The following is a 12,672-nucleotide window of genomic DNA, read 5'->3' as shown; positions in this document are numbered from 1 at the left end:
GGCGGCGGATTCCACGGAGATCGGCCCATTGCTCCGTAAGATCCGCCGTTTACGGCCACTCAGCGTCCGGATTTACGGAGCTGGCTGCTTATCTCCGTGGAATCCGCCGCCAAGTGATCGCAACGACATGGAAGCGACGAACGGCCATGGCGTCGTGGAAGTAACGAAAAACCGCCGCCCGGCGACAGAGGACGACGGCCGAATCCGTGCTCACACGGCGTGGTGGGCTGCCCTACGCGACGTCACCGGCGATGTGGCTTCGTGGGTGTGGATTCGCCAGGCTGACTCGAAAGCACTAAGCCGCAAGGTCAGATATGGATTCTCCCCTCGACGAAAAATATCGGATTTATCGTGTCGAGGGACGGGTCCTGACAATGCGATCGGCGCGGGCGATTCGTGAAACCGTCGGAAAAACAAGGCATCGGATATTCAAGGCAGATAGGTCGCTGCCCCTCGGTGTGAATTCTGCATAATGTTGCGCCGAGGGGTGGATTCTGATGACATGCCCAGTGCAGAAGATTTGTAGAATCGTTGGAAAATAAGGGATTCGGGAATCCGGATTGGGGAGGTCGTTGTCCCTCGATATGAATTCCGTGTGATGTTGCATCGAGGGTCGAGTTATCTTGTCCCTCGATATGAATTCCGCATGATGCTGCGTCGAGGGGCAAGAAGACTTGTCCCTCGACATGAACCCGGGGCGATCTCTCCTCGAGGGGCATGGCTCGCCCGTACGGGCGCCCAATAACTCCCCCAGCCCCCCTCCCTGTGGTTATTCCCGGGTTAAGAGTCCAAAACGTGGGTCTGAGGCATACTCCCGTCTTGCGGTCGGGGCGTGATTGATCTTTTGGGCGTCAATCGGGTGGGGCTCGGCTTTTTCAGGTCGTGATATCGGCTTGGTCCATGGGTAGTGACCGAGATCTTGCGCACTTTGGTCTTCGTCCGTCCCTGTGGCGATGATCAGTTCGCTGCTGGTACGGTCTCACCGAGTCGTGACATGTCGAGGTAGCGGTGCGTCGACCATTCGTTGGAAGTGACGTAGCGCACGCGCGGGTAAGACCCACGTTGCTGTACCGAGCCCGTTCCCGATGTGTTCACGGGCGTGCCGCGAGGGGATACGACGAGGGGGTGGGCAAACAGCCGCACCCCCTCGCCATACGCGTTATGGATGGCTCCCGGTTCAGCGCCACCACATCGTCATCAGGAAGCCGATCATGATGATCACGAAGCCGATGAGCAGGTTCCACGCGCCGATGTTCGGGATCGGGTAGTTGCTGGTCAGGTAGTAGCAGACCACCCACACGAGGCCGATGACCATGAGGATGCAGAACAGCGGCACGAACCAGCGCGGATTGGACTTGGTGCCCTTGATGGTCTCCTCGACACGCTTGGTGTTCTCCTCCTGACGCGCCATCATGCGCTGCATCTGCGGCGTCATGGCGGACTTGTCGGCGGTGGCGTTCAGAACGGCCTGGACCTGGTCCATGTCCACGGTGAACCCGTTGTCGTCGTTGTCGGAGGAGCCGGCCGCGTCCTTCGCGGTGTCGGACTGCCAGTCCTTCTGGTCCTTCGAGTCGTTCTCGTGCAGCTCTTCGTCAGCCATCAGCGTAGTCTCCATTTCAATAGGCTAGAAGTCATAATAGTGGTTACACTCGAAAGCGGCGAATACAGGCCCACCATGGCGTTCGCGGCCCCCGGTCGCACGCGGGTGGTGTACGGAAGGCGGGCGTATGGCCAGGCACAGCGGTAGGCACAGCGCGAAGCGCTCCTGGGTGGGCGGCGTCGCGGTCCTGCTCGTCGTGGCCCTGACCGGCTATCTGTTCGTCACGAACCTGCGCATGAGCCGCACCGCCGTCGTCAATTCGGATACCGCCGCCCTCGTCGAGCAGCGCGTCAAGGAGGTCAACGGCCTGCAGGCCGACGTCAAGAAGCTCAGCTCCGACATCAGCACCCTCACCGAGCTCACCGCGAAGAACAGCGATACGCCCACCACCAGCGAGGACTCCGGCACCGGCACCGTCCTGCGCAAGATCGAAGGACCGGGCGTGACCGTCACGCTCAACGATTCGCCGATGTGGGAGCAGGCGGTCGACTCGTCCGGCTCGTCCGAGGACATCGACAAGTACGTGATCCACCAGCAGGACCTCGAGGCGGTCATCAACGCCCTGTGGGCGGGCGGCGCCGACTCCATGATGTTCATGGACCAGCGCATGCTCTTCAATTCCGCGGTGATATGCTCGGGCAATGTCGTGTCGCTGCACGGCAAGAAATACTCGCCGCCGTTCACGATCTCCGCGATCGGCGACCCCGACGAGCTCATCCGGTCGCTCGACGATTCGCCCGCGATCGGGATCTACAAGCAATACGTGAGCGCGTTCGGCCTCGGTTGGAAGGTGGAACGCAAAAAGAGCCTGACGTTTGACGAGACCGCGTCGCTGCTGCAGCCGCTGAAATACGCGAGCGTGGTGGCCGGCGGCAAGACGGGCGACGGCTCGGGCACGCAGGACGCGGCGGACGGCGCCGGGCGGTCCGCGACGGAAGGGGAATAACGATGAGACACAGTGCGCGTCATATGTCAGGGGTGCGTGGGGGAGCGGGCCCCCGGCCCGGTGCGCCCATGCCGGGAGCCCCCGCCCGTCGCCGCGGGCCGCTGTGGCAGGCGCTCGGCATCCTGGCGGAGATCCTCATCACGTTCGCCATCGTCTGCACGCTCTACATCGTGTGGCAGATGTGGTGGACCGGCGTCGAGGCGGAACGCACGCAGGTCGAGACCCGCCAGCAGGTCTCGTGGTCCGACCCGACCGCGTCGGGCGACACGAAGATCGCGAAGGCTCAGGAGGGCGACGCCCCCGTCCAGCCGACGAGCGCCAACTACGGCGACCTCATCTCCCAGCTGTACATCCCCCGCTTCGGCCAGGACTGGCAGCGCAACGTCGTCGAAGGCACCGACGCGGCGCAGCTCGCGCGTCACGGCCTCGGCCACTACACGAACACGCAGATGCCCGGCCAGGTCGGCAACTTCGCGATCGCCGGCCACCGCAACGGCTACGGCGAACCCCTCGGCGACGTCGACAAGCTGCAGGAGGGCGACCCGATCATCGTGCGCACGCAGGACTACTGGTACGTGTACACGTTCACGAAATACCGCATCGTCAACCCGGAGGACGTGTACGTGATCGCGCCCGACCCGGACAACACGGGTGCGCAGCCCACCAAGCGCATGATCACGCTCACCACCTGCGAGCCGAAGTATTCGACGCCGATCCACCGCTGGATCGTATGGGGCGAGCTCAAGTACTGGGCGAAGGTCTCCGACGGCATCCCGCAGGAGCTGTCCACCACCGACGCGTCCGGCAAGGTGAAGTTCGCGAGCACCAGTTCGACGACCATGTCGCTGCCCGCCCGGCTCGGTTCGCTCAAGCCGGTCGTGATCGGCGCGCTGCTCGCCTGGGCCGTGCTGTTCATCGCCGCGGCCGTCGCCTGGCGCTGGCCCGTCCTCGCCGCGATCCGCGAAGGCCGTCGCAACCGCCCCGACGCGAGCATCTACGGCGGTCTGCTGCGCCTGCAGCCCGGCGTCCTGCCGGTCCGTCTCATCCTGTTCCTGCTGCTCGCCGTGGCCGCCTCGGCCGCGCTGTTCGAGTGGACGTTCCCGTGGGCGGCGACGACCATCCCGTACCTGCAGCAGATGAGCAACTTCGCGGTGTCCTGACCGGTGTGCGGTTAGACTGGCAGCCAGACAACCCGTGCACCGCTAAGGAGCCATCGTGACCGATTCCGCGCATATCCTCGTCGTCGACAACTACGATTCGTTCGTCTACACCATCGTCGGCTATCTCAAGACGCTGGGCGCCACCGTCGATGTGGTGCGCAACGACGCCGTCGACCCGTCCGACGAGCACGTGACCGACGGCTACGACGGCGTGCTCATCAGCCCCGGCCCCGGCGCCCCGGCCGATTCCGGCGCCAGCGAGGACATGATCCGCCTGTGCGCCAGGCAGGACAAGCCGATGTTCGGCGTCTGCCTCGGCCTGCAGGCCCTCGCCGAGGTGTACGGCTGTACGGTCGACCATGCGCCGACCATCATGCACGGCAAGACGAGCCTCGTCGAGCACGTCGACGACGAGATCTTCGCCGGCGTCGCCAACCCGATGACCGCCACCCGCTACCACTCGCTCGCCGTCGAACCCGACTCCGTGCCGGACACGCTCGAGGTGACCGCGTGGACGCAGGGCGACCATATCGTGCAGGGCATCCGCGTCAAGGGCAAGCCGATGTTCGCCGTGCAGTTCCACCCCGAATCGGTGATGACGCAGGACGGCTACCGCCTGCTTGCCAATTGGCTCGCCGTCTGCGGGCAGACCACCGCCGTGGCCAACGCCGCCGGCCTCCAGCCCAAGGTCGTCAAGTAGTTTCCGTTCCTTCCGGTTTCCGGTTCCCGTCGTGACGTCCGCGTGGGGCGGCGACTCTCTATCGCGGACACGCTCCGGTTCCATCCGTTGCCGCGGCGGGACGGGGCCCTCTGTTCGTGACACGCTCCAGGCCGCTCGGCCAAGCCTACGGTCCCGAACAGAGGCCCCCGTCCCACCGCTCTGTTTTTCGGTCACGTTACGTGACATTCGGACTAACGAGCGTGGGGTGGTGACTCTCTGTTGAGGACCGTGAAGACTTGGCCTGAGCGGCCCGGAGCGTGTCCGCAATAGAGAGCCGCCGCCCCACGCGGACATACCGTATGGGGCGGCGGCAGGAATCTCGGGAAGATCAGCGCAGCGTCACTGGCAGCGTCACTGGCCGGTGTTGCCGTTGTTGGAGTTGCCGTTGCCGGTCGAACCGTCGCCGTTGCCGGAGTTGTCTCCGGTGCTGCCGGACGACTTGGTGGTCAGCGAGATGTTGCCGCCCTTCTCGGCCTGGCCGCTGCCCGGGTTCTGCTCGGTCACGATGTCGTTCGCGCCGGTCGAGCCGGACTGGGTGACGGTGAATCCGAGCGCCTCGAGCTGCGCCTTCGCGCTGGCGAAGGTCTGGCCCACCACGTTCGGCACGGTCACCTGCTCCTTGCCCTTGGACACGATGATGGTCACGGAGGAGCCCTGCGCCACGGACGTGCCCGAACCCGGGTTCACGCTCATCACCACGCCCGCGGCGATGGTGTCGGAGTACTCCTCGGTGACGGTCACCGTGAACTTCGAGGCCTGCAGCGCGGCCACGGCCGCGTCCTTGGTCTGGCCGACGATGCCGTCGGGGACCTTCGTCATGCCGGAGGAGACGTACAGCAGGATCGACGTGCCCTTCGGTTGCGAGGTGCCGGCGGCCGGGTCGGTGCGCGTCACCTTGTTCTGGGCGATGTCGGCGCTGTCCTCGGTCTGCACGCTGGTGGCCACCTTGAATCCGGCCTTCTCCAGCGCGGAACGCGCCTCGGACTGGCTCATGCCCTTCACGTCGGGCACGAGCGTGCTCTGCGGGCCGGCGGAGAACCACACCTTCACGGTGGAGCCCTTCGCGGCCTTGTCGCCGCCCTTCGGGCTCTGCTTGGTGAACGTGCCCTCCGGTTCGGTGGAGTCGTGGTCGGTCATCGCCTGGAACTTGAACCCGGCGGCCTCGACCGCCGACTTGGCGCGGTCCTTGGTCATCGACGAGGTGATGGTCGGCACGGTGGCGGACTGGGCCACGGCCTTGTCGCCGCCGGCGAGGAAGAACCATGCGGCCAGCGCGATGACGAGCACCGCGGCCGCGGCCACCACGCCGATGATGATCTGCTTGCGGCGCTTCGCCTTCGCGGCGGCCGCACGCTGTTCGGCGCGCGACTTCGTGGCGACGGCCGCGGCGGGGGCCACCTGTTCGAACTGGCCGGTGACCGGGTTGAACGCCTGCGTGGAGACGCCCTGCTCGTTCGGGTTGAGCGGCACGGTGGCGGCGTCCTGTTCGGCCTGCTTGCGGGCCTTCATGTTCGCCAGGTCGGTGAGCGGGTTGAACGCGGCCGCCACCGGCACGCCGCCGTTCATGAAGGTGAGGATGTCGTTCTTGAACTCGGCGGCCGTCGCGTAGCGGTTCTGGCGGTCCTTGGCCATCGCCTTCGCGCAGATCGAATCCCACATCTTCGGCAGGCCGGGCACCACGGCGGAAGGCGGCGTCGCCACCTCGGAGACGTGCTGGTAGGCGATGGCCACGGCGGAGTCACCGGTGAACGGCGGGCGGCCGGTGAGCATCTCGTAGAGCACGCAGCCGGCCGAGTACAGGTCGGAGCGCATGTCGACGGTCTCGCCGCGCGCCTGCTCGGGGGAGAGGTACTGCGCGGTGCCGACCACGCCCTGCGACTGGGTCATCGTGGCGGCGGAGTCGTCGAGCGCGCGGGCGATGCCGAAGTCCATGACCTTGACCATGCCCTGCTCGGAGATCATGATGTTGCCGGGCTTGATGTCGCGGTGGATGACGCCCATGCGGTGCGAGTACTCGAGTGCGTTGAGCACGCCGAGCATCACCTGTTCGGCGTCGCGCTGGCTCAGCGGGCCGTTCACGCGGATGATGTCGCGCAGGGTCTGTCCCTTGACGTACTCCATCACCAGATACGGCAGGCGTTCCGGCTGGCCGTTCTCGCCGGTCACCGTCTCCTCGCCCGAATCGTAGATGTTCACGATGTTCGGGTTGTTCATCTGCGCGACCGAATGGGCCTCGCGGCGGAACCGCTTGAGGAAGATCTCGTCGTTGGCCAGGTCGGCGCGCATGATCTTGATGGCCACGGTGCGGCCCAGGCGCGTATCGGTGGCCACGTGGACCTCGGCCATGCCTCCGCGGCCGACAAGCTGGCCGAGCTGGTATCGGCCCTGGGCCAGAGAAGAGGGCATGTTGCTCATTGCTGCTCCTTCCAAAGCGCCTGCTGGTTCGTGCCGTCGGCACGCCTGTCGGGCGACGAGACGAGAGGAATGTGCGGGGAGCTCATGATCCTGCGCGGCAGGCGGTGCCCCGTGACGATGGTGGAATCGGACAGTTCGGTCTGCTGGTCGAGCAGGCGGCGTTCGATGCGCGCGAGCGTGCGCGAGACGACGAGCGCGTCCTTCGGGCGGTCGAGCGGGTCCTTCGCCAGCATCGACATGACGAATTCGCGCAGCTGCACGTCGACCGTGTCCGGCAGCGGCGGGACGGGGTCGTTGACGTGCGCGGCGGCGATGTCGACGGGCGTGGCGCCGGTGAACGGGCGGTGCCCGCACAGGCCCTCGTACGCGACCACGCCGAGCGAGTATATGTCCGACTGGGGCGTGGCCTGCTGGCCCTGCGCCTGTTCGGGGGAGATGTACTGCGCGGTGCCCACGACCATGCCGTCCTGCGTGATCTGCTCCTGATTGGTGGAGTAGGAGACGCCGAAGTCGGTGATTTTCACCTCGCCGTTGTCGGCCACCATGATGTTGGCGGGCTTGACGTCGCGGTGGATCACGCCGTGGCTGTGCGCCACGAACAGGCCGCGCGCGGTCTGGATGAGGATCGGCAGCAGTTCGAGCGGGTCCATGGCACCCTGCTCGTGGAACAGGTCCGCCAGCGACTTGGACGGCACGTATTCCATGATGAGGAACCCGATGCCGTCGTGCTCGTAGTATTCGAACAGCGCGGCGATGTTGGGGTGCGCGAGATTGGCGGAATTGTGCGCCTCGGCCCGTAGGCGGCGCAGCTTGGCCTCCGCGTTGCTCAGGTCGGAGCGCAGCGCCTTGATGGCCACGGGGCGGTTGAGCTGGATGTCCCATCCCTTCCACACCTCGCCCATGCCGCCCTTGGCGATACGCGCGTCGAGGCGGTATCGGCGGTGGATCAGCTGTCCTTCGATCAGTTTCATTGCTTGAGGGCCTCCTCGACGACGGAGCGGAAGATCGGGCCGGCGGAGGTCACGCCGTAGCCGGTGGTGTTGTGGACGACGACGGAGACCGCGACCTGCGGGTCGTCCGCGGGGGCGAATCCCATCACCCATGCGTCGATGGCGCTGTTGTCCTCGCCGATCTGCGCGGTGCCGGTCTTCGCCGCGACGCTCACGCCGTCCGGGGCGAGCGACGGGGAGTCCTTGGTGACGACCGCCTGCATCATCTGCGTGAGCTTGTTGGCCGTGTCGGCGCTGAACGCGTTGCTCATCACGGAGGCCTTCGTCTCGGAGAGCACGGACAGGTCGCTGGCGCGCACGCGGTCGACGAGCGTGGGGCGCATGAGCTTGCCGTCGTTCGCGATCGCGGAGGCGATGAGCGCGTTCTGCAGCGGCGTCTCGGTCACGTCGCCCTGTCCGATGGAGGCCAAGGCGAGCTTGTCGTCGGTCATTGAGGTGGGGAAGGACGAGGCGACGGCCTTCATCGGGGAGCCGGTCGAATCGGTGCCGTCCACGACGATGGAGCTGCCGAAGCCGAGCTTGGTGGCCATGTCGGCGATCTTGTCCTCGCCGAGGCTCACGCCGAGCTGCGCGAACGCGGTGTTCGACGAGTAGGCGAGGGCGTCCTCGAAGCTGATCTTGCCGTCGGTGCCGTTCGCCTGGTATTCGACGTTGGTCAGCGGCGTGATGGTGCCGGGCAGCGTGTAGCTTTCGCCGGCGGGGATCTGCGTGTCCGGCTGGTATTCGCCGGTTTCGAGCGCGGTGGCGGCCACGACGGTCTTGAACGTGGATCCGGGCGGGAACAGCTGGCCGGTCGAATTGTCGAGCATCGGGTTCGACGGGTCCTGCGTGAGGTTCGCGTAGTTCTCGGTGAGCGCCTTGCCGTCGTGCGTGGTGAGCACGTTCGGGTCGTAGCTGGGCGTGGAGACCATGGCGAGGATGCGGCCGGTCTTCGGCTCGGTGACGACCACCGCTCCGGACTGGCTGCCGAGCGCCTCGTAGGCGACCTGCTGCAGCTTGGTGTCGATGGACGTCTCGATGTTGGCGCCCTTGTTCTCGCTGCCGGTGAGCGTCGACTTGATGCGCTGCCAGAAGAGGCTGTCCGATTCGCCGGAGAGCAGCGAGTTGCGGGAGGCCTCGATGCCGCGGTCGGCGCGCTGGCTGATCGAGAAGAAGCCGGTCACGGGCGCGTACAGCGGGCCGTTCGAGTAGGAGCGCTGGTAGCTGAACGCGTCGTTGGACGGGTCGGATTTCGCGAGCACGGTGCCGTCGGCCGCGAGGATGGAGCCGCGCGGCGCGCCGAACTCGTGGTAGAGGGCGCGCGAGTTGCGCGTGTCCGCGTTGAGCGCGGTGGCGCGGATCGCGGTGATGATGGTGGTGGACAGGCCGAGGATCGTGAACAGGACGATGACGGCGGTGAACAGCTGGCGCAGTCCCTTGTTCATCGGGCACCTCCCGGGATCGGCGGCATCGGCGCGACGGGCGTGACGGGCACGGCCGGGGTGACCGGCGTCGACGTCTCGACGGCCTGCGTGGGTTCCGCGGACCTCGCCTGGCGCGCGCGTCGCGCGTCGGCGGCGTCGGCCGCCTCGCGCTCCGCCTGGCGTTCCTTGAGCTCGTGGTCGCGCAGCACGGCCAGGGCCTCGTACTGGAACGTCTCGGAATCGGTTTCCGGCATGGGCTTGTTGGCCGCGTTGGAGATGATGAGCAGCAGCGTGGCGAGGATGTAGTTCGCGATGAGCGAGGAGCCGCCCGCGGCCATGAACGGCAGGGTCAGGCCGGTCAGCGGGATGACGAGCGTGATGCCGCCGACCACGGTGAACACCTGGAACGCCATCGTGAACACCAGTCCGGAGGCGAGGAGCTTGCCGAAGCCGTCCTTGACCTTCATGGCGGTGACGAAGCCGGAGGCGATGATGACGACGTACAGCACGAGCACGCCGAGACAGCCCACGAGCCCGAGTTCCTCGCCCACGGAGGCGTAGATGTAGTCGGAGTTGGCGAACGGCGTGAGGTTCGGGTGCCCCTGGCCCAGCCCGGTGCCGAGCATGCCGCCGGAGGCGAGGCCGAACAGGCCGGTGACGATCTGGTAGGAGCCGCCGTACGCCCGGTTGTACAGTTCCGGGTCGAACGGGTGCAGCCAGGCGTCCACGCGGGCGCCCACGTGGCTGAACACGCTGGCGGCGAGCACCGCACCGGCGGCGAAGGCGATGAAGCCGATGACGATCCAGCTCAGGCGGCCGGTGGCCACGTAGAGCATCGCGACGAACATCGCGAAGAACATGAGCGAGGTGCCCAGGTCATGCTGCATGATGAGCACGCCCATCGAGGCCACCCACACGATGATGATCGGGCCGAGGTCCTTGATGCGCGGCAATTGCAGGCCGAGCACCTTCTTGCCGCCCACGGCCAGCTGGTCGCGGTGGTCGAACAGGTATGCGGCGAAGAAGAACGCGAGGAACAGCTTGGCGAACTCGCCCGGCTGGATCTGGCCCACGCCGGGGATCCTCACCCAGATGCGCGCGCCGTTGATCTCCTGGCCCAGACCGGGCAGCAGCGGGGAGAGCAGCAGGACGAGGCCCACCACCATGCTCACGTAGGAGAATCGCCGCAGCACGCGGTAGTCCTTGAGCCCGATGACGAGCGCCGAGCACAGCACGATGGCGATGCACACGAACATGATTTGGCGCAGCGCCACCGAGGTCTCGTTCTCGTGGTCGATGCGCGCGATCATCACCAGGCCGATGCCGGTGAGCAGCAGCACGCACGGTTGCAGCACCTGGCTGGCGTACGGCTGGAACCGGTCGACGAGGATCCAGAACACGAGCGAGAGCACGACGGTCGCGCCCAGCGGGATCACGAACGAGGACGGGAACGAGCCGTCGACACGGCTGAACATCTGGAAGAACGCCATGCCGCACAGCAGGAACGAGGCCAGCAGCAGCGCGACCTGGCGAAGACGGAGGGCTATCATTCCTGGTCCCCGCCTTCCTTCGTGGCGCTGTCGCCGGACTTGGAGCCGGATGAGGACGATGAGGACGTCGAGGACGATGAGGACGTCGAGGACGATGACGAGGACGTCGAGGACGACGTCTTCTCCTTGTCGGCCTTGGCCTGCTGCTTCTCGATGGCGGCGAGCTCGTCGCGGATGAGCCTGACGTGGTCCTGCGCCTCGGCGAGGCTGTCGCGCATGATGCCTTGCCGCACCTCGGTGCGCCACGTGGCGGGCAGCTTGTTCACGGCGATGGACGTGCGCTCCACCTCATGCGACAGTTCGAAGCCCGCGAGGTTCGTGGGCACGCCCTGGTAGATCGCGACCATGCCGTCGGCCGCGCCGACGTAGTACTTCGACTGGCTGTAGCGGTACGCGGCGAACACGCCGCCGGCGATGACCGCCAGCACGGCGAGCACGGTGACGAACACCGCCACGCGCCTGCGCTTGCGGCGTCCGTGCTCGCTCTTGCGCTGCTCGGCCTTCTCCTCGTGGATGGCCTGCCGCACGGCCGGATCGTTGGGATCCGTGGTGACCTCGCCGTCGCTCTTCGTGACGACCGGGATCTCGCCGGTGTCCGGGTTGCGCCGTTCGCCGGCCTCCTCGCGCACGAGGGAGGGCTGCACGACGCGCGGCGCCTCCTTGCGCTGTTCGGCGACCGCCTCGTGCGCCTCCTGCGTGAGCGCGGCCGCGCGTTGGGCGGGCGAGCCGTCGTCGCGCAGCGCGGGGGCGGTGGCGATCGGCTCGTTGACGATGTCGGCGAGCGGTTCGAGGCTGGCGCTGGCGGCGCCGCCGACCAGCGGCGTCTGATGCGGCAAATCGAAGGCGTGCGCGTCGAGCGCGAGCGTGGCGTCCGCGATCACCGCGGTGACGTTGTCGGTGCTGCCGGCGCGCAGGGCCATGCCGACGAGACGCTGGGCGCATTCGCCCGGGTCGGACAGCCCCAGCATCGTCTCGGCGATGGTGGAGTCCTCGAGCACGCCGCACAGGCCGTCGGAGCACAGCAGCCAGCGGTCGGCCGCGTGCGCCCTGAGCACGGCGATGTCCGGGTGCGGGTCGATGTCGAAGTCGCCGAGCACGCGCATCACGACGTTGCGCTGCGGATGGTTCTTCGCCTCCGCCTTGGTGATGCGGCCGGTGTCGATGAGGTGCTGGACGTAGCTGTGGTCCTGCGTGGCGCGGCTGAGCACGCCGTCGCGCAGCAGGTACGCGCGCGAGTCGCCGATGTGCGCGAGCACCCACCAGCCGTTGACGAGCGCCACGGCGGTGACGGTGGTGCCCATGCCGGCGAGCTTGCGTTCGCGGCGGGCCTTGCCGACGATCGCGTCGTGCGCGGCCATCACGGAGGTCTCCATCATCGAGGAGACGGCGGCGACGTCGTCGGTCACGTCGTCGCGTTCGATGTGCGCGAGCGAGCGGATGGCGATGGTCGAGGCGGTGTCGCCGCCCGCATGGCCGCCCATGCCGTCGCAGATCGCGACCAGATGCTCGCCGGCGAACGACGAATCCTGGTTGTTGGCGCGCACGGTGCCCACGTCGGAGACGGTGGTGGAGTAGAGGAAGAGGCGCTGCTCGCCGTCCGCGGCGGGTGCGGGCCCGGCGGCCTCGGCGATATCGTCCGATCCGGCGTCGAGCGGGTCGTCGTCGGGCGTCGCCACGGCGCCGTCCGACGCGTCGATGGCGACGGTGACGGCGTCCTCGTCCTGTGCGGCGTCGACGTCGTGCGCGACGACGGGCAATGCCTGCGTGGCCGTCGCGTCCTGCGACTGTGCGGGGGCGGGGGAGAGGCCGCCCTGATCGCCCTGCGGCAGGGGCAGGGTCTGCGATTCGTCGGCGGAGGCTGTCATAC

At 67.0% G+C, this 12,672-nt stretch carries 9 protein-coding genes; 3 read left to right on the top strand and 6 right to left on the bottom strand.

The window, feature by feature from the left end:
* Positions 1-1,177: 1,177 nt before the first annotated feature.
* Positions 1,178-1,600, bottom strand: coding sequence for a cell division protein CrgA (gene crgA, locus GFD21_RS10150; RefSeq protein ID WP_163197846.1), 423 nt, complete (start codon positions 1,598-1,600; stop codon positions 1,178-1,180).
* A 127-nt stretch (positions 1,601-1,727) separates the two neighbouring features.
* Between crgA and GFD21_RS10145 the strand changes: the two genes are divergently transcribed.
* The 3 genes from GFD21_RS10145 to GFD21_RS10135 all read left to right on the top strand — a co-directional run bounded on the left by GFD21_RS10145 (position 1,728) and on the right by GFD21_RS10135 (position 4,406).
* Positions 1,728-2,546: a DUF881 domain-containing protein gene (locus GFD21_RS10145; RefSeq protein WP_163197845.1), complete on the top strand. Its 819-nt coding sequence runs from the start codon at positions 1,728-1,730 to the stop codon at positions 2,544-2,546.
* A gap of 68 nt (positions 2,547-2,614) precedes the next feature.
* A complete protein-coding gene (locus GFD21_RS10140) occupies positions 2,615-3,706 on the top strand; it encodes a class E sortase (protein ID WP_404801583.1) in 1,092 nt (363 codons plus the stop codon).
* A 55-nt stretch (positions 3,707-3,761) separates the two neighbouring features.
* Positions 3,762-4,406: an anthranilate synthase component II gene (locus tag GFD21_RS10135; protein WP_163197843.1), complete on the top strand. Its 645-nt coding sequence runs from the start codon at positions 3,762-3,764 to the stop codon at positions 4,404-4,406.
* Between the two features lie 372 nt (positions 4,407-4,778).
* On the opposite strand, the gene pknB is transcribed toward GFD21_RS10135, so the two are convergent.
* Genes pknB through GFD21_RS10110 form a run of 5 tightly spaced genes read right to left on the bottom strand, consistent with a single transcriptional unit; the run spans position 4,779 to position 12,670 of the window.
* Complete coding sequence (pknB, locus tag GFD21_RS10130) at positions 4,779-6,842, bottom strand: Stk1 family PASTA domain-containing Ser/Thr kinase (protein ID WP_449727613.1); 2,064 nt, start codon at positions 6,840-6,842, stop codon at positions 4,779-4,781.
* Positions 6,839-7,813 (bottom strand): serine/threonine-protein kinase, encoded by a 975-nt coding sequence (locus GFD21_RS10125; RefSeq protein WP_163197842.1) that lies wholly within the window; start codon positions 7,811-7,813, stop codon positions 6,839-6,841. Before GFD21_RS10125 ends, pknB begins: the two co-directional genes overlap by 4 nt.
* A complete protein-coding gene (locus tag GFD21_RS10120; RefSeq protein ID WP_163197841.1) occupies positions 7,810-9,276 on the bottom strand; it encodes a peptidoglycan D,D-transpeptidase FtsI family protein in 1,467 nt (488 codons plus the stop codon). Before GFD21_RS10120 ends, GFD21_RS10125 begins: the two co-directional genes overlap by 4 nt.
* Positions 9,273-10,805 carry an FtsW/RodA/SpoVE family cell cycle protein gene (locus tag GFD21_RS10115; RefSeq protein ID WP_163197840.1) on the bottom strand — a complete coding sequence of 511 codons (1,533 nt, stop codon included), beginning with the start codon at positions 10,803-10,805 and terminating at the stop codon, positions 9,273-9,275. The genes GFD21_RS10120 and GFD21_RS10115 overlap by 4 nt, the downstream gene beginning before the upstream one ends.
* Complete coding sequence (locus GFD21_RS10110) at positions 10,802-12,670, bottom strand: protein phosphatase 2C domain-containing protein (protein WP_225431795.1); 1,869 nt, start codon at positions 12,668-12,670, stop codon at positions 10,802-10,804. Before GFD21_RS10110 ends, GFD21_RS10115 begins: the two co-directional genes overlap by 4 nt.
* Positions 12,671-12,672: the final 2 nt, after the last annotated feature.

This window comes from Bifidobacterium platyrrhinorum (genome assembly GCF_010667645.1).
Taxonomy (GTDB): domain Bacteria; phylum Actinomycetota; class Actinomycetes; order Actinomycetales; family Bifidobacteriaceae; genus Bifidobacterium; species Bifidobacterium platyrrhinorum.
The sequence above is the reverse complement of the archived record's forward strand: the minus strand, read 5'-3'. Positions and strand labels throughout refer to the sequence as shown.